We start from the raw sequence: 16,506 nt of genomic DNA, 5'->3' as shown, positions 1-16,506 counted from the left end.
CCCAAGTCCCCCAAAACAAGAATACAGCCAGTCCCGGCGGAGCGGCGCCTATATGGCTGCCACTCCGCCGTCTGGGAGCGTCAGATCAGAACGTCGACTTCGGCTCTTCGTCGTTGGTCTGAACGACGAAGTCCCCGGCTTTGATCTGCTGTGCCAGGGTCTCGACCTTAGCCTTGGTTTCCGCCGGGATCTTGTCCGCGAACTCATAGAAGGGCGAGAGCGAAGCGCCGCCGGCCTTCATCATCGTCCATTCCTTATAGTTCTCCGCCGTAAAGGTCCCGGCCTTCACCTGGCCGATGGCATAGTCGATGGCCGGCTCCATGTGCCAGAGGGCGGAGGCGACGACCACGTCGGTGCCGTTCTCAGCCTTGTTCATGTCGTTGACGTTGCCGAAGGCAATGATGCCCTTCTCCCGCGCCGCATCCACGACACCGGCGCGCTCGGCATAGAGTACGTCAACGCCGGACTCGACCTGGGCGAAGGCGAATTCCTTGGCCTTGGGCGGGTCATACCAGGAGCCAATGAAGGAGACCTTGAATTCCACGTCCGGATTGACCGAGCGCGCGCCTTCCATGAAAGCATGGAACAGGCGATTGACTTCACCGATCGGGAAGCCGCCGACCATGCCGATCTTGTTGGTATTGGTCATGGTGCCGGCGACCACGCCCATCAGATAGCAGGGTTCGTGGATCCAGTTGTCGAAGACCGAGAAGTTCTCGCCGTGAGGACCACCGGGATCACCCATCAGGAAGGCGATTTCCGGATAATCGTCGGCGACCTTGCGGGCCTCGCGGCTGATCCCAAAGGCTTCGCCGACCACAAGATCGACATCGCTCTCGGCGTACTCGCGCATCACCCGGACATAGTCGGTGTTGGCGACCTTCTCTGAGAAGTTGTATTCGATATCACCGCGTTCCTTGGCGGCGGTGAGGGCGCGGTGAAGGGTACCGACCCACTTCTGCTGAATAGGCACGGTATAGATGCCCGCCACCTTCAGTTTTTCGGCCTGGGCATTGGTCGTTGAGAGACCAAAAGCTGTCATTGCCGCAATCGCGAAAGCCCCGGCCCGCAGGACTCCCCGGCGACCCAGACTTTCCCATAGCTTCCCATTCCCCTTTTTCAGAGACGTCATACCCCAAGCTCCCCTGTCTTTTTAGTGTGTTGACTGCAATCCGGCCTGATCCACCGGAAAGGTTACATACGGTTCACCGCCGTCGGCGCATGAGCCGCACGTTGACGGTTTACCGCATCGTAGTAAGGCGCGAAGGTCGGTCGGTCGACGTAGCGCCCCACACCTCTTTCGGTGCGGACGTCGCCGTCCTGATAGACCACCTTGCCTTGACTGATGGTGACCGTGTTGATGCCTTTGACGGTCATCCCCTCGAAGATGTTGAAGTCCACGTTTTGGTGGTGCGTATCCTTGGAGATGGTGCGTTCCTTCTCCGGGTCCCAAATCGCGATATCGGCATCGGCGCCGACGGAGATCGAACCCTTACGCGGATAGATATTGAAGATCTTGGCGGCGTTGGTGGAGGTAATCGCCACGAACTCGTTCATGGTCAGGCGCCCGGAATTCACGCCATGATGCCAGAGCACGTGCATCCGGTCCTCGACCCCGCCGGTGCCGTTGGGAATCTGGGTGAAGTTGTTGTGGCCCATGCGCTTTTGCGGTGCACAGAAGCAGCAATGGTCGGTTGCGGTGGTCTGCAGCATCCCGGCCTGCAGCCCGCGCCATAGGGCCTCTTGGTGCTCTTTGGGCCGGAACGGCGGGCTCATTACATGGGCGGCAGCGGTGTCCCAGTCCGGGTCCCGGTAGACCTCGTCGTTCACCAGCAGATGCCCGGCCAGCACCTCGCCGAAAACCCTTTGGCCCTCGTTGCGCGCCCGGGTGATCGCCTGGAGCGATTCGATGCAGGAGTTGTGAACGATGTAAAGCGGTACGTCGAGCACCTGGGCAACGCGGATGGCGCGGTTTGCCGCTTCGCCTTCAACCTCCGGCGGGCGGGAGAGGGGATGCCCTTCCGGCCCGGTGATGCCGCTCTTCAAGATTTCGTTTTGCAGATGGAACACAAGCTCGCCGTTTTCGGCATGAACCGTACAGATGGCGCCCAGTTCCCGCGCCCGGGTGAAGGAATTCACCAGAACCTCGTCATCGCACATGATTGCGCCTTTGTAGGCCATGAAGTGCTTGAAGGAGTTCACGCCGTGATCGCGGGTCAGGGTCCCCATGGCCTCCTTCACCGTCTCGTCCCACCAGGTAATGGCCACATGAAAGGAATAGTCGCCAGCGGCTTTCTCCGCCCAGCCGCGCCAGGTGTGGTAGGCTTCCAGCACATCCTGCTGAGGGCTGGGGATCACGAAATCGATGATCATGGTGGTGCCGCCCACCATGCCCGCCGTGGTGCCGGAGAAGAAATCCTCCGAAGCCACCGTCCCCATGAACGGCAGTTCCATGTGGGTATGGGGATCGATACCACCCGGCAGGACGTAGGCCCCGCCGGCGTCGATCACCTCGGCGCCGCCGGAAGCTTCGAGATTTTCGCCGACCGCCACGATCTTGTCCGCCTCGGTCAAGACATCAGCCCTGAACGAATGGTCTGCCGTGACCACGGTGCCGCCTTTGATCAAGATCGCCATAATGGATCGTCCTCCTGTTGCCCCGCGGGCTGTTCCCTTGCCGGGCTTGTTGCCACATTGGGCCGCGCGGCGGCATTTTGCTCTGCCTGCGGCTCTTTCTTGTTTCCCTGTTGGACCCGCATTCCGGCTGCTTCGTGAGCGAACAGAAAGCTGTCCATTTGGTCAATTTTGCACCATGTTGCCCTGCGATGCGAGTCCGCTTTTGCCGGCCAAGCCCTTTTCTTCTCTGGCTTAGCACGAACAATCTCCTTGCCAGTGAATCGCCGCGCGTTAAACTTCCTGACCAATTGGTCAAGCCTGATGATCTGCGGTTGCAGTGCCGTCTGTCGTCAAAAGCAGCATGAAAACAGGGGAGCTCAAATCGATGGCAAACGTGCGTGCCGGCCTCATTCAAATGGCGTTGAAAGCGGATACCGGCGACAGCCCGGAGGCGATCCGCGACAAGATGAACGAAGCGCATCTGCCGCTGATCGACGAGGCTAGCAAAAAGGGTGTGCAGGTCCTCTGCATGCAGGAAGTCTTCAACCAGCCCTATTTCTGTCCCAGTCAGGATGCCAAGTGGTATGCGGCAGCAGAGAAGATCCCCGACGGGCCGACGGTGCGGCTGATGCAGGAGTACGCCAAGAAGCACTCCATGGTGATCGTGGTGCCGATCTACGAGGAGGATATCACGGGCGTCTATTACAATACTGCCGCCGTGATCGATGCCGACGGCAAGTATCTCGGCAAGTACCGCAAGTCTCACATTCCGCAGGTCGCCGGGTTCTACGAGAAGTTCTTTTTCAAGCCCGGCAACTCCGGCTGGCCGATGTTCCAGACTGCCTATTGCAAGCTGGGGGTCTACATCTGTTACGACCGGCATTTCCCAGAAGGCTGGCGGGCCCTGGCACTCAGCGGGGCGGAATACATCGTCAATCCCTCGGCGACCGTAGCTGGGCTCAGCCAGTATCTCTGGAAGCTGGAGCAGCCGGCCTCGGCCGTCGCCAACGGCTGCTACATCGGGGCCATCAACCGGGTCGGCACCGAAGCGCCCTGGGATATCGGCAAATTCTACGGCTCCAGCTATGTCGTCAATCCACGCGGTGAGTTCCTCGTCGAGGCCAGTGAAGACGACGACGAATTGGTCACCGCCGACATGGACATGGACATGGTGCGGGAGGTGCGAAACCTCTGGCAGTTCTTCCGCGACCGCCGGCCGGAGGCCTACGGACCGCTTACCGAGATCTGATCGCCGTCAGGCCCCTTTGCCGATCGCACCGGCAAGTGTGTCCGCCGTTCTGCGGACGTGGTCCGGTGCGATATCGCCGATGACCAGGAATGCGTAGCCCTGCGAGACCCAGGAGGCCGCGGCAAGCCCCTTGAGATTCTGGCTTTCGACCTGGCGATCCGCTGCTGTGGTCGGAACCACACAGAAGGCGAGAGGTTGTTCATCGTCGTCGAGATAGGCGAACTGCACCAGGGGCACGTCTTCGAAACCCAGCAGCTGAGCCCGGCGATAACTCAACCCCTCCAGGTTCATTAAGGTTGAGCCCGGAATGTCGAGCCCCAGCTTGGCAACGACCCGGGCACGCTCGCGTTCCAGTTCGCCCGGCTGCCTGACCAGATGAGAGAGTGTGTCGCTGCGGTAGAGCAATTGGTATTCCGCCACCGCCATACGCCAGTCTTCGGTTTCGGTCGATGGTGAGAATCGGCCGGCAGCAAACCCCAGTGCAACGGCGCCCAGCAAACTCGCTGCGATAAGAGCCGAGCGGCGGCCAATCGCGCGAGACGGCGCCGGCGTGGCCTCGCCAAAGGTTCCGGCCGGTGCATGATTCAACAGGTCATCAAAGGCTGCGCGAACCGCTGGGGTATCCATCTTCAGCGCATCCAGGCGCGTGCGCAGCGCGGGGTCGGCCTCCAAGGCGATGCGTATGGTCTCGCTTCGCTCGGCGGCGAGTTCGCCGTCAAGATAGCCGACCAGTTCTTCATTGCTGACGTCCATTGCGCCTGTTCTGTCCGATGCCATCTCTCGCCTAAACGCTGCGCCGGGCGGCCGCATCCTTGTGGGGGGCAAGCGCTGCCAGTTTGCTCCGCGCCGCGGCAAGCCTGCTCATCACCGTACCGATTGGAATCTGGAGGTGCTCTGCAGCCTCCTTGTAGGAGAACCCTTCCACATACACCAGGAAGACGGTAATCCTTTGCGCCTCCGGCAAAGCCATCACCGCTCTTAACACTTCGGCATGAAAAATATTCGTCTCTGCATCTGAATTACTTTCCGGAGCGGCAATGTCCTCGCTTGCCACCAGACCGCCACCGCGGCGTACCTTCTCGGCGCGCAGTTGGTTGAACCAAAGGTTCCTGGCTATCCGGAATATCCAGCGATCAAAAGTGCTTCCAGCTTGAAACTGATCTGACTTCTCAAGAGCACGCAGGCAGGCACTTTGACAGAGATCTTCTGCCGATGCCCGCTCTCCCGTGAGCGCGAGACAGTATCGCCAGAGCCGCGCGTGGAGTTGCTGAATCTCCTGCGCCAGTCGTGCTCTTGCAGCTTTTTTCCCGATCAAGCGAATAAATTCCGGCTCAAAGGTGTTTCAAAGGTCAATTCATGGCCAACCCGGTCATGGAATCTAAATTGATAAGGGAGAGAGTTCCATGCGCATTCCTGTGATCGCCGCCGCGAGCGTAATTTTGGCGGCCAGTGCCGCCCTTGCCGGCGAAACCCCGTCTCCGCCGGGCGCCAAAGTCTATTTCATCGGCCTGGAAGACGGCCAGACTGTCGCTTCACCCGTCACCATACGCTTCGGGCTTTCCGGCATGGGCGTGGCGCCTGCCGGTGTAGATGACAAGCCGAAGACCGGCCATCATCACCTGATCATCAACGAAGCGATCGAGGGTGAGGAACTCAACGAGCCTATTCCTGCAGACGATCAACATATCCACTTTGGCGGCGGCCAGACAGAAACCACCATCGAGCTGCCGGCCGGCACCCATGTCCTCCAGTTGGTTTTGGCGGACTGGAGCCACATTCCCCATAACCCGCCAGTCATGTCGGAGCGAATCACCATCACGGTCAAGTAAAGCCGACCAGGCGCTGCCGGGTCCGGTGACCGGGTCCGGCAGCATCCCATTTCTTCGCCTACGCATGGAATCAGGCCAAAACGGTTACACGTACCCCTTTTTTGCGTTTCAGGGTGACGCTTTAACCCCCGACGCCTCCTTCGCTCGGCGCTTACCGGTATATTTTCTAGTCAATATGCGGTAGTTATAGAGCAAATGGGGGTTCGGAGGGGTCAAAATGCCCGCCAATGGCCGCAAGCAGCGCTTTTGTATCGAGCTGATCAAGCCATCGCACTACGACGATGACGGTTACGTCATCCAGTGGGCTAAAGCCTGGGTCCCCTCAAATACCCTCTCCAGCCTCTACGGCATCACCCTGGATGTCATTGACCGCAAGTTGCTCGGCGAAGACGTTGACATCGAACTCAACGCCTACGACGAAACCAACACCATCATCCCGATCAAGGCCATTATCAAACGCATGACGGCGCCGGATGTGAAAGGCATCGTCTGCCTGGTCGGCGTTCAATCGAATCAGTTTCCACGCGCCATGGATATGGCCCGTCAGTTCCGCGCAGCCGGCCTGCAGGTCGCCATCGGCGGATTTCATCCCAGTGGCTGTCTCTCCATGTTGCCGGAACTTCCGCCAGATCTTCAGGAAGCGCTGGACCTCGGCATCTCGCTCTATGCGGGCGAGGGGGAGGGGCGCCTGCACCTTTTCTATCAGGATGCGCTGAACCGCGACTTGAAGCCGATCTACAACTACATGAACGACCTGCCGGGGATCGACAACCAGCCGACCCCCTATCTGCCGGAGTCCATGGTCCGGCGCTATGGCGGCTCGGTCGCCTGTTTCGACGCCGGCCGCGGCTGCCCGTTCCAGTGCAGCTTCTGCACCATCATCAATGTCCAAGGCCGCAAGTCGCGCTTCCGCGAGGCCGATGACGTCGAGCGGCTCGTGCGCGCCAACATCGAGCAGGGGATAAACAGGTTCTTCATCACCGACGATAACTTCGCCCGAAACAAGAACTGGGAAGCGATTTTCGACCGTCTCGGCGATCTGAAGGAGGAGACCGGCCTGCCGTTCTCGATCATCATTCAGGTCGATACCCTCTGCCACAAGATCAAAAACTTCGTGGCGAAAGCCAAGCGGGCAGGGGTGGCCCGGGTCTTCATCGGCCTCGAAAACATCAATCCCGACAACCTGATGGCAGCCAAGAAACGCCAGAACCGCATCACCGAGTACCGGCTGATGCTGCAGGAATGGCGCAACCATCAGATCCTTACCTATGCGGGCTACATCCTCGGCTTCCCCGCTGACACACCGGAAAAGATCGTTCACGACATCGAGGTCATCAAGCGCGAGCTGCCCATCGATATCCTGGAGTTCTTCTGCCTGACACCGCTGCCGGGCTCAGAAGATCACCAGAATCTGCACAAGCGCGGCGTCCCCATGGACCCCGACATGAACATCTATGATCTGGAGCATGTCTGCACTGGCCATTCCCTTATGACAAAGGACGAGTGGCAGGGCATCTATAACAAAGCCTGGGACCTGTATTATTCAGACGATCATCTCGAAACCCTGATGAAACGGATGGTGGTCAGCGGCAACAAGCCGGAGCGGATCTGGGCGCATGCGCTTCAGTTCGCCGGTTCAATCCGTTACGAAAAGGTTCATCCTCTTCAGGGTGGTTACTTCCGGCGCAAGGTGCGTACCCAGCGGCGTTCAGGCTTGCCGGTGGAATCGCCCTTGCTGTTTTATCCCCGCCGCGTCTGGGAAGCTCTGAGCACCTACATTCCCTTCGCTGGCTTTGCCATCACGCTCTGGATCAAATGCCAGCGGGTCAAGCTCGATCCGGCCAACAAACACTACACCGATCTGGCATTGACGCCGGTGACCGACCACGGCGAAGACGAGTCTCTGGAGATGTTCGCCCACACCGATGCGGCGCAGGCAGCGGTTGCCAAGGCACAGAAGGAAGCGGCGGCAAGGGAAAAGCACGCCAAAATTGCCGCGGCGGAATAACGCCGGAACATCGGCTCCAAAGGATAGCGCTAGAAGAGCGGTGCTTGTTCCAGCTCAAACAATGAAGCGCCAGCAAGGCTGTCGACCGTAACACCATCCTCGGCGAAAGGCAGCAACAACCGGCGGTAAGCGAGTTCCCTCTCGGGCAACCACTGCGCCGAGCGTTCGGCATAGTGTGGCCGGCCGCTGTGAACGACTCCGTCGAACTCCTCCCGGATCGCCGCGGCCTGATCCGCCGGATGAATCTCATCGAAAGTCCTGCCGCGCATTTCGTAGCCGACGGTGGCGCAGAGCATCGACCCGGCAAGGCGCATTCGATAGTCCAGGGGATCGCGGCTGACATCGTAAACAAAGAAGTGAGGCACAATCTCACTGGAGATCGCTGTCAGGTCGAGCGCCTTGCGCGACGGCAGCCGCCCCTTGCTTTTCAGGTTTCGCCAGTACTGCAACAAGGCTGCCAGCCGCTGATCGCTGACAACCATTGTCTGGTCGCCCTCCATTCATTCCCCCGAACATGGTCAGCCGCTGCCCCACACTGGCGGCTGAATTTGCTTTCGACACTCTTCGCCGTCAGTATAGAAAATGTACTTGAGAAGCGGCAACAGTCCAGAGACCGGTGCTTGCGTTCCCAGTGAAATTTGCGGCCGGCCTTTTCATCCCAGAGTCACGCTTACGTCACATAGGGATCACGCTTCCTTGCCCAACTGTTCTTTTCTGACTGTAGTGAATCGGAGCCCGGATTATGAAGTACGTTAAGTCGGCATTCCTTGCACTGGCCTGCATGGTTACAGCCGCTCCAGTCATCGCCGCCGATGCAGACCTGGGGCCGCGGCCACTTTTCCTCGTCGATCAGATGGAGGAGGGAGCCCTGAAATCACAACTGCTGGCTTGTTCGGGGCAACCGATGGAGCGCAAGCTCTTCTCGATCGGGCACCGCGGCGCGCCTTTGATGTTTCCGGAGCACACAGTCGAGTCCTATACGGCAGCGGCACGCATGGGGGCGGGTATTCTGGAGTGCGACGTTACCTTTACCAAGGACAAGGAGCTGGTTTGCCGTCACGCCCAAAACGACCTGCACACGACGACCAACATCCTGAAATCGCCCCTGGCGTCCAAGTGTACCGCCGGCTTTTCGCCGGCATCCGGAGACAACAATGCGACAGCGGAGTGCCGAGCGAGCGATATCACCTTGGCGGAGTTCCGAACCCTGGACGGCAAGATGGATGCCGCCGACAAGAAAGCCCGGACCGTCGATGATTACGTGAACGGCACCGCGAGCTGGCGCACCGATCTCTATGCCGCGAGCGCCGGCAGGCTGATGACCCATGCGGAATCCATCGCCCTGTTTCGTGATCTGGGTGCGAAGTTCACGCCCGAATTGAAATCGCCGTCTGTTGAGATGCCCTTTGAGGGTTTCAGCCAGGAAGACTATGCCCAAAAGCTGATCGATGAATACAAGGCAGCGGGTATTCCGCCGTCTGACGTCTGGGCGCAATCCTTCAATCTGGACGATGTGCTCTATTGGATCGAGAACGAGCCGGAGTTCGGCAAACAGGCGGTTTTTTTGGACAGTCGTTACAACGTCGATGGTTTCGATCCCATGAAGCCGGCCACCTTCGAGCCGAGCATGGAGAGCTTGAAGGGGATGGGCGTCAACTACATCGCGCCGCCGATGTGGATGCTTGTGACCGTGAAGGACGGCCGGATTGTTCCATCAGCTTATACAAAAGAAGCGAAGAAGGCGGGTCTGAACATCATCACCTGGACCTTGGAGCGCTCTGGCCCTCTCGGTGCCGGTGGCGGCTGGTACTATCAGTCGATCAAAGAGGTCACGGACTCTGATGGCGCCATGTTCGAGCTGCTTCACGTTCTGGCGCAGGACGTTGGCATCGAAGGCATCTTCTCCGACTGGCCTGCTACCGTGACGTATTATGCCAACTGCATGGGCTTGGACTGAACCGCCGGGCCAGGGTATCTCCCGGCTCAGCCTCTTTCCAGGCCGAGGCGCGCCAGACGTGCCGTGCCGAAGGCTGCCTCGGGATTGGCCGCTCTCGTAACTGGCACGCCGAGCACCCGCTCGCGGATTCTGGTCCAGGCATCGTTTGCGGCGCCGCCGCCGACTGTCGTCACCTGGCGCACCGGCGTGGCGCCGAGCGCCGCCAGACGCGCATAGGCGTCCCGCTCAATATGGGCAATGCCTTCCAAGAGCCCCTGCAGAAAGGCGGCATCATCGTCCGGCCGTGGCGAGACCTTCGGTGTCAGTTCAGGATCGGCGACCGGAAAACGCTCGCCCGGCGCGGGCAGGGGGTAATAGTCCAGGCCGGTCGGTGTCTCCGGCCTCAGGCTGGGTGTCAGGCGCTCTAGGTCAGCCAAAGAGAAGTGGCTGGCGATGGCTGCGCCACCACTGTTGCTGGCCCCACCGGCCAGCCAATGGCCGAGCAGCTTGTGACTGTAAACACCGTAACCCGGCGCAAAAACCGGATTCTCGGAGACAAGCTTCAGAGTGAGGGTCGTGCCGAGGGAGGTGACAGCGTTACCTGGCTCGAAGGCACCGGCGGCGAGGAAAGCCGCATTGCCGTCGGTGGTTCCATGCAGCACCTGACAATCCGGCGGCAGCCCGTAGCGCTGCGCCATCTCCGGAAGCAGCGGCGCGAGCGGTTTGCCGGGTGCGGCTACCTCGGGCAGAAGGGATAGATCGAAATCGAACGCGCTCATCCAATCCGGCCAGCGCTCGGCGCCCACCTCGTAGCCGAGCTTCAGGCAGTTGTTGTGATCACTGCTACCGAAATGGCCGGTAAGCCGTGCCGCGATCCAGTCTGCTTGATGAAGAGCGAAAGCGGGGTTGGCATGCCCGACCTCCTCAAGCAGAGCCATTAAGCGGGCGAGGGAGCCACCAGTGCCGCGGGCCATACTGTCTTCAGGCGCAACGGCATCGATCCGACGGCCTGCGGCAACGGCGGAGCGATCATTGTACATGCGGGCAGGCGCCAGAACCCGGAAACCTGAGTCGCAGAGCAGAATCGTACCGGAGGTACCGTCAACGCAGAGGCCGATCACCGTCTCAAGGGCTGCCTGTTGCCCAAGCGCCAAGAGAACACGGTCAACCGCTTCCCACCAAAGGGCCGCATCCTGCCGCCGCTCGCCGTCCTTTCCTTCAGGCGCAGGAAGAGGCGCTTGCACCTGCGCAACGATTTCATCCTCGCCACGGGTCATCACCGCCCGCACACCGGAGGTGCCGAGGTCGATACCGATATAGCAGGGGGGCGGGAGCAAGACAGATCCTAGCGGTCGAGCGCTTCCAGTTTTGCCACCTTCGGCGCCGAGCGGCCACCCTGAAAGTCGTTGCTGAGATAGATGTCGGTCAGCATGCGCGCCACGGAAGGGCCGATGATCTGGGCGCCGAAGGTGATCACCTGCGCATTGTTCGACGCGATCGCCCGTTCGGCGGTGTAGGGGTCCATGACACAGACCGCGCGCACGCCCGGCACCTTGTTGGCGGCAATCGCCATGCCGGCCCCCGTGCCGCAGACCAGAATGCCGCGCTCGAAGGCGCCGTCAGCGAGACGGCGCGCGAGTTCAGCACCGATGTCCGGGTAGTCGACCGGTGCCTCGTCATCGACACCGATATCGGTAACCGCGAAGCCCTGCGCCGTAAGATGGTCCTTCAGATCGTTCTTCATGGCCAGACCCAGGTGGTCGCAACCCAGGCCGACGGATATCTTTGGGCTCTCTTCGCTCGTCATGATCTTGGCCTTTCAAATGATTGCTCAGGCGAAATCGATTGCCGGAAAGTCGATGGACAGCGGTTTCCCGTCCCGTATGGTGGCGATCAACGCCCGGGTAATGGGATAGTCCTGCGGGTCCAGTTGGCCGGCGAAGAAGGCTTTCTCGACGGGGCTTGCCAGGGCAAGACAGGTGTCCGCGCCCTCGACCGTCTCACCGGCCAACGGCCCTTCAAGAGCCGCCTTCAGCGCCATGTCCTCACCAAGCAGGAAACCGAGCCGGCTGTTGCGCCCGCCGCCAACGGTGACGTTGAGATCGCCGAGCCCGGCCAATCCGTAGGCGGTGTCCGGACGGCCGCCGAACCATCGCGCCAGGCCCGCCATTTCCCGCACCGCCTGGCTGAAGGCCGCGGCGCCGGGGTTCATCGCCTTGGGCTTGTTCGGTTGCGGATTGATCTCCTTATACCGCGTCCACATGGCGCTGACGGCAATCGCCAGGAAATTCTTCAAGGCCGCACAGATCTCCACACCGTCCAGATCGTCGCTCAGCGCAACGCGGTAGTAGTCGGTCTGCATCATCTCCCTGATGCGGCGCAGGACGGCTTGGTCCTGACCGGCGAAGACAACGGCGGTGGGTTGCCGGTCCGCCAGTTCTTTGGCGATACAGGGGCCGCCGATGCCCATGACCATCTGCTGGGTGACGCCTCGCTCGGCCAGCGCCGCCGCAACGCTTTCGGCGAAGGAGCGCAGACCGCCGTGCCATGGCTGCAAGCCCTTGGTCACCAATGCGATAGGCCGCGGTTCGGGCATATGGCTAAGCAGCTTGTCGATTGCCCAGTCAATCCCCGGACTGGAGACGCCGATGATCACCAGGTCGGCGGACTGGAACTCGGCAGAGGTAAGCGCCTCGATTTCCAGGGGCTTGATCGTCTCCGGTATTGGCGCTTTCAATCTGGGATGCCCACCGCGGTCCGCCTTTAAGGCAGCAATGATATCTGCGTCCAGGTGGGTACCCACCAAGGCAACTTCGTGGCCGTTGTCGGCGGCGGGAACGGCAATGGCGCTGCCCATCACGCCGGCGCCCAGGATGAGGAGTCTGGCCATCAGTTGATCCGCTGCTCGCTGCTTGCGTCAAAGAGATGGAGGGTTGCCGGATCGATGCTGAGTGCACAGGTATCCCCCGGCTTGGCGCGAAAACGGCCTTGAGCCACCGCCCGGATCTCCTGCCCGTCAATCGCCAGGAGCAGGTGGGACTCGGCGCCGGTACTCTCTACCAGAATGACTTCGGCCTTTACCGGGCCCTCCTGCCCAACGGCAATGTCGACCGGACGAAGGCCGCAGGTGACCTTTTGGCCCGTCCGTATGACGGTCTCTGTCGGCAGCGGCAAGACCATGCTGCCGCTATGAAACGCCGGCGTGCCGGCCACGTTCTGGATGTCCCCCTGAAGGAAATTGATGGAGGGGGAGCCGATGAAATCGGCGACGAAGCAGTTGGCCGGGCGGTCGTAGATCTCTTCCGGCGTGCCGATCTGCTCGATCTCGCCGTCGCGCATGACGACGATTTCATCGGCCATGGTCATGGCCTCGATCTGATCATGGGTGACATAGATGGTCGTCGTCTGCAGGCGGTTGTGAAGACGCCGGATCTCATAGCGCATCTGGCCGCGCAGCTTTGCGTCGAGGTTCGAAAGAGGTTCGTCGAAGAGAAAGACCTGGGGATGGCGTACCAAGGCTCGTCCCATGGCGACACGCTGGCGCTGCCCGCCGGACAGTTCCTTGGGATAGCGGCCGAGATAAGGTGTCAGGTTCAAAAGGTCCGCCGCCCAGTCGACCTGCTTCTTGATCTCATCCTTGGACTGGCCACGCACCTGCAGACTGAAGGCGATGTTGTCGAAGACCTTCAGGGTCGGATAGAGCGCATAGTTCTGAAACACCATGGCGATGTCGCGATCGCGGGGATGAACCTTGTTCATCAGCTTGCCGCCGATGCGGATTTCGCCGTCGGAGATGGTCTCCAGGCCAGCGGTCATGCGCAGCAAAGTGGTTTTGCCGCAGCCGGAGGGTCCCAGCAGCACGACGAACTTCTGGTCGCTGATGGTGAAGGAGATATCCTCCATCACCTTTACCGCGCCGAAGCTCTTTCCGACTTTTTCGTATTCGACCGAAGCCATATGCGTGTTCCGTTGTTCTTGTTCTTCAGCAGTGGGCCGAGACGAAAGGTGAAAGCAGGCCGCTGTCGTCAGCCAGGTCGAGGGCGGTGAAGCGGTCGCGGGTGAAGCGGCCGTCACTGATGATCTGCCGGTAGAACTCCGGATCCAGGCCCAAGTCGGCCGCATTCAACTGACAGCCGGCAGCCGCCATGGGTCCCTCCAGGCGCGCCAACGGCAGCATCGCTTCGCGCAGCGGCGCGGCGAAGCCATCCCAATCGTCGGCAAGCCGCCGGTTAAGACGCTCCGCCGCCGCGCCGTCAACGGCCTTCTTCCCAGTCTGCTCGACCATCAAGGCCGCCATGTCGGACCCGTAGCGCTGCTTCAGCCGCGTCTCCGGAATCTCGGTGGGTCTGATCTCCGGCGGCGACGCAGCACCCAGGATCTGGTTCTGCAGCGCAGAGAGGGTGAGGGTGGTAACGCCGACCTGCTCCCCGTGGGAAGTGCCCGGATGATCGGCGCCCGCAAACATATCGATGCAGTGGGAGATCATGTGCTCGGCCATGCTGCCGGAATGGGTGGTGCCGGTGAAGATCGTCCCCAGGCCCATAATCGTTGAGATACGGGTCAACATGGCCAAGGAGTCAATGCTGCCTGAGGTCAGTTGCCCGGCGTGGTCCAAGAGGCCCTCTTCGTCATAGGCCAGAAGAGTGTAGGGCGTGGGTGTGTAAACGGTATCGAAAAGCAGGTGGGACATCAGCCAGTCGACCTGTGCCGTGGTACGGCAAACCACATCGGCGAAAGCGGCCCGGATCAAACGCTTTGGGCAACCGGCAAGGATTTCCAGATCGAAGAAAACGCCCTTGGCCGAATGGCAGGTGATGGATTTTTTCATGCCGGCGGAAGAGACCGAGGCCGTCGGTGTGGTGTAAGCGTTCATCGGCGAGGTGGGAAACACCGAGTATTCTCGGCCGTCCTGAAAGGTCGCATACTTGACGCTGTCGCTGACGGTGCCGGAACCCACGGCGATCAACGCCTCATGCCCGCGGGTTTCGGCCATGAGCTCGGCGACGCCCTCATCGCTGCAGCGCGGTTTCTTCCAGATGAACTCCTCCACCTGCCCAAGCGGCTTGAGGGCGCGGAAGAGTCGCTCCCCCAAAACATCGCGGGTGATCTCATCACAGACCACCAACAGGGATTTGCCGCGATGCAGAGGCGCAATAAGGTCCGCTTCCTCACCGTCCAGCGAGGCCTCGATGACGATATTCTCGATCGGCAGTTGGACCGGCGCCTTGGTTTGCGGATCGATCCATTCCCCGGCGACCAGTTCGTCGATGACGCCGCCATAGGACTTTCCGTGTTGAGAAGCAGCAGCGGTCATGCTTCAGCGCCCCGCGAAGCAAAGGCGACGAGTTTCCGATTGGTCTCTGCCGTTGCGCCATAAAGTCCGGTATAGATTTCAAGCAATTCCCGGTATTCCTTTCCACTTTCCTCGTCTGGTTCGATCACCTTGGTGGCCCCGGCCATCGCCCCGGCCGCCTCGACGATGGAGGCATACCATCCGGCCCCGAAGGCAGCGATCATGCCGGCACCTAGGGCCGAGGCCTCGACCGTGTCGGAGATCAGCACCGCCTTCCCGGAAGCATCCGCCAGCATTTGCCGCCAGAGCGGACTGGCCGCTCCGCCGCCGATGGCCAGGAACTCGGTGATTTCCAGGCCCGCGTTTTGCTCCATCAGTTCACTGCGCATCACCTGATCCAGGGTCATGCCCTCGATCAGGGCGCGGTAGACATGGGCTTGGCCATGGCCACCGCCGAAGCCGATCAGGCAACCGCGGGCCGCCGTGTCCCAATGCGGGTCCATCACCCCCGACCAATAGGGCAGGGCCATCAGGCCGTCGCAGCCGCGGGGGATTGCCGCCGCCGCTTCCTCGAGCTTTGCAAAAATCGACGGGTCCTCGCGGCCGCCGGCCGTAAAGCTGTCAACGAACCAATTGATCAGAAAGGCGCCCGACCGCAGACAGTTTTCGAGGATATAGCCGTCGCCCTGGGCGGCGATCTCTGTGCGCCAAGCCTTGTCGTAGGCATAGGTCGGTGACCAAACACCGGAGACCACCGCGGTCCCCAAGTTGATGTAAGCCCGCCCGGGGCTGGTGCAGTTGGTGCCCAACCCGGCCAATTGTCCGTCACCGCCGGCGGCGAAGAGGGGCGTGCCCGCCCGCAATCCGGTTTCAGTCGCGGCTTGATCGCTGATATCGCCGAGATGCGTGCCCGGCGGATGCGCCGCAGGCATCTGCGATGCTTCGAGCCCGAGGGCCGCGAGGATCTCCGGCGACCACTGCTTGGCCTGCAGGTCGAAGAGGCCCATGGGATCGGCGGAAATCCAACCGGTTTTGAACGCGCCGCAGAGCCGATTCACCAAGAAGGCTTGCACGTCGGCGAAGCAGGCGGTCTTGGCAAAAACCTCCGGCTCATGCCGCTTGATCCAGAGATAACTGTAGACGCAGGGCGTGATATCGGGATACCGCCCGGTAATCCGGTGAATGGTCTCGGCGCCCAACTTGGCGCTGAGGTCCTCGACCTCCTGGCGCGCGCGTTCATCGAGCCAGAGAATGCCCGGACGCAGCGGCTGCCCATGTTCATCGAGAAAGGCAACGGTTTCCCGCTGGTTGGAGATCGCGATCCCGGCGATCCGATCCGGGGAGACTTTCGAAAGCAATTCCTTCAAGGCGGCGACACAGGCGGTCCACCAGCTCTCGGGGTCCTGTTCGAAATGGTAGAGCTTTGGATTGGACAGATCTAAAGGCGCGCGGCCCTCCGCCTCGGCCCGGCCATCGCGGGTCCAGGCGATGGCCTTCGTGCTTTGGGTCGAGGAATCGATCCCGACAACAAGATCGCGCGAAGAGTCCATGAGCTTGTAAATAAGTTACCTAGCT

General features: G+C 60.9%; 15 protein-coding genes. 4 read left to right on the top strand and 11 right to left on the bottom strand.

The window, feature by feature from the left end:
- Window positions 1-85: 85 nt before the first annotated feature.
- Window positions 86-1,042: a BMP family protein gene (locus ACP146_RS11495; protein WP_422366897.1), complete on the bottom strand. Its 957-nt coding sequence runs from the start codon at window positions 1,040-1,042 to the stop codon at window positions 86-88.
- 152 nt (window positions 1,043-1,194) lie between these two features.
- Window positions 1,195-2,637, bottom strand: coding sequence for a dihydropyrimidinase (gene hydA / locus ACP146_RS11490; RefSeq protein ID WP_422366896.1), 1,443 nt, complete (start codon window positions 2,635-2,637; stop codon window positions 1,195-1,197).
- A 364-nt stretch (window positions 2,638-3,001) separates the two neighbouring features.
- Here hydA and ACP146_RS11485 point away from each other — a divergent pair, with 364 nt between their 5' ends.
- Window positions 3,002-3,865 carry a nitrilase-related carbon-nitrogen hydrolase gene (locus ACP146_RS11485; protein WP_422366895.1) on the top strand — a complete coding sequence of 288 codons (864 nt, stop codon included), beginning with the start codon at window positions 3,002-3,004 and terminating at the stop codon, window positions 3,863-3,865.
- Between the two features lie 6 nt (window positions 3,866-3,871).
- Here the strand turns inward: ACP146_RS11485 and ACP146_RS11480 are convergent, their stop codons facing one another.
- Both ACP146_RS11480 and ACP146_RS11475 read right to left on the bottom strand, forming a co-directional pair.
- On the bottom strand, window positions 3,872-4,618 hold the full coding sequence (locus ACP146_RS11480; RefSeq protein WP_422366894.1) for an anti-sigma factor family protein: 747 nt from the start codon (window positions 4,616-4,618) through the stop codon (window positions 3,872-3,874).
- Window positions 4,619-4,649: 31 nt separating this feature from the next.
- Window positions 4,650-5,180 carry an RNA polymerase sigma factor gene (locus tag ACP146_RS11475; RefSeq protein ID WP_422366893.1) on the bottom strand — a complete coding sequence of 177 codons (531 nt, stop codon included), beginning with the start codon at window positions 5,178-5,180 and terminating at the stop codon, window positions 4,650-4,652.
- 88 nt (window positions 5,181-5,268) lie between these two features.
- Here ACP146_RS11475 and ACP146_RS11470 point away from each other — a divergent pair, with 88 nt between their 5' ends.
- Together ACP146_RS11470 and ACP146_RS11465 are read left to right on the top strand one after the other, a co-directional pair.
- Window positions 5,269-5,694 carry a DUF4399 domain-containing protein gene (locus tag ACP146_RS11470; protein WP_422366892.1) on the top strand — a complete coding sequence of 142 codons (426 nt, stop codon included), beginning with the start codon at window positions 5,269-5,271 and terminating at the stop codon, window positions 5,692-5,694.
- Window positions 5,695-5,911: 217 nt separating this feature from the next.
- Entirely contained in the window at window positions 5,912-7,702 is a 1,791-nt protein-coding gene (locus ACP146_RS11465; RefSeq protein ID WP_422366891.1) for a B12-binding domain-containing radical SAM protein, read from the top strand.
- Window positions 7,703-7,731: 29 nt separating this feature from the next.
- Here ACP146_RS11465 and ACP146_RS11460 read toward each other — a convergent pair whose 3' ends face one another.
- Window positions 7,732-8,184 (bottom strand): PAS domain-containing protein, encoded by a 453-nt coding sequence (locus ACP146_RS11460; protein WP_422366890.1) that lies wholly within the window; start codon window positions 8,182-8,184, stop codon window positions 7,732-7,734.
- 260 nt (window positions 8,185-8,444) lie between these two features.
- Here ACP146_RS11460 and ACP146_RS11455 point away from each other — a divergent pair, with 260 nt between their 5' ends.
- Complete coding sequence (locus ACP146_RS11455) at window positions 8,445-9,659, top strand: glycerophosphodiester phosphodiesterase family protein (protein WP_422366889.1); 1,215 nt, start codon at window positions 8,445-8,447, stop codon at window positions 9,657-9,659.
- 26 nt (window positions 9,660-9,685) lie between these two features.
- Here the strand turns inward: ACP146_RS11455 and ACP146_RS11450 are convergent, their stop codons facing one another.
- Genes ACP146_RS11450 through ACP146_RS11425 form a run of 6 tightly spaced genes read right to left on the bottom strand, consistent with a single transcriptional unit; the run spans window position 9,686 to window position 16,481 of the window.
- A complete protein-coding gene (locus tag ACP146_RS11450; protein WP_422366888.1) occupies window positions 9,686-10,975 on the bottom strand; it encodes an FGGY-family carbohydrate kinase in 1,290 nt (429 codons plus the stop codon).
- A gap of 8 nt (window positions 10,976-10,983) precedes the next feature.
- Window positions 10,984-11,445 (bottom strand): RpiB/LacA/LacB family sugar-phosphate isomerase, encoded by a 462-nt coding sequence (locus tag ACP146_RS11445; protein ID WP_422366887.1) that lies wholly within the window; start codon window positions 11,443-11,445, stop codon window positions 10,984-10,986.
- A gap of 24 nt (window positions 11,446-11,469) precedes the next feature.
- A complete protein-coding gene (locus ACP146_RS11440; protein ID WP_422366886.1) occupies window positions 11,470-12,528 on the bottom strand; it encodes an NAD(P)H-dependent glycerol-3-phosphate dehydrogenase in 1,059 nt (352 codons plus the stop codon).
- Window positions 12,528-13,595 carry an ABC transporter ATP-binding protein gene (locus ACP146_RS11435; RefSeq protein WP_422366885.1) on the bottom strand — a complete coding sequence of 356 codons (1,068 nt, stop codon included), beginning with the start codon at window positions 13,593-13,595 and terminating at the stop codon, window positions 12,528-12,530. The genes ACP146_RS11440 and ACP146_RS11435 overlap by 1 nt, the downstream gene beginning before the upstream one ends.
- Window positions 13,596-13,620: 25 nt before the next feature.
- Complete coding sequence (locus ACP146_RS11430) at window positions 13,621-14,952, bottom strand: iron-containing alcohol dehydrogenase (RefSeq protein WP_422366884.1); 1,332 nt, start codon at window positions 14,950-14,952, stop codon at window positions 13,621-13,623.
- Window positions 14,949-16,481 carry a xylulokinase gene (locus ACP146_RS11425; protein ID WP_422366883.1) on the bottom strand — a complete coding sequence of 511 codons (1,533 nt, stop codon included), beginning with the start codon at window positions 16,479-16,481 and terminating at the stop codon, window positions 14,949-14,951. The genes ACP146_RS11430 and ACP146_RS11425 overlap by 4 nt, the downstream gene beginning before the upstream one ends.
- Between the last annotated feature and the right edge of the window lie 25 nt (window positions 16,482-16,506).

Source organism: Pelagibius sp., from assembly GCF_965249265.1.
GTDB lineage: Bacteria > Pseudomonadota > Alphaproteobacteria > Kiloniellales > Kiloniellaceae > Pelagibius.
The sequence above is the reverse complement of the archived record's forward strand: the minus strand, read 5'-3'. Positions and strand labels throughout refer to the sequence as shown.

Excerpts from the sequence above, each read along its gene's own strand:
- hydA (WP_422366896.1), bottom strand. The coding sequence starts at position 2,637 with ATGGCGATCTTGATCAAAGGCGGCACCGTGGTCACGGCAGACCATTCG.
- ACP146_RS11470 (WP_422366892.1), top strand. The coding sequence starts at position 5,269 with ATGCGCATTCCTGTGATCGCCGCCGCGAGCGTAATTTTGGCGGCCAGT.
- ACP146_RS11425 (WP_422366883.1), bottom strand. The coding sequence starts at position 16,481 with ATGGACTCTTCGCGCGATCTTGTTGTCGGGATCGATTCCTCGACCCAA.
- ACP146_RS11460 (WP_422366890.1), bottom strand. The coding sequence starts at position 8,184 with ATGGTTGTCAGCGATCAGCGGCTGGCAGCCTTGTTGCAGTACTGGCGA.
- ACP146_RS11480 (WP_422366894.1), bottom strand. The coding sequence starts at position 4,618 with ATGGACGTCAGCAATGAAGAACTGGTCGGCTATCTTGACGGCGAACTC.
- ACP146_RS11430 (WP_422366884.1), bottom strand. The coding sequence starts at position 14,952 with ATGACCGCTGCTGCTTCTCAACACGGAAAGTCCTATGGCGGCGTCATC.
- ACP146_RS11455 (WP_422366889.1), top strand. The coding sequence starts at position 8,445 with ATGAAGTACGTTAAGTCGGCATTCCTTGCACTGGCCTGCATGGTTACA.
- ACP146_RS11440 (WP_422366886.1), bottom strand. The coding sequence starts at position 12,528 with ATGGCCAGACTCCTCATCCTGGGCGCCGGCGTGATGGGCAGCGCCATT.
- ACP146_RS11485 (WP_422366895.1), top strand. The coding sequence starts at position 3,002 with ATGGCAAACGTGCGTGCCGGCCTCATTCAAATGGCGTTGAAAGCGGAT.
- ACP146_RS11435 (WP_422366885.1), bottom strand. The coding sequence starts at position 13,595 with ATGGCTTCGGTCGAATACGAAAAAGTCGGAAAGAGCTTCGGCGCGGTA.
- ACP146_RS11495 (WP_422366897.1), bottom strand. The coding sequence starts at position 1,042 with ATGACAGCTTTTGGTCTCTCAACGACCAATGCCCAGGCCGAAAAACTG.
- ACP146_RS11445 (WP_422366887.1), bottom strand. The coding sequence starts at position 11,445 with ATGACGAGCGAAGAGAGCCCAAAGATATCCGTCGGCCTGGGTTGCGAC.
- ACP146_RS11465 (WP_422366891.1), top strand. The coding sequence starts at position 5,912 with ATGCCCGCCAATGGCCGCAAGCAGCGCTTTTGTATCGAGCTGATCAAG.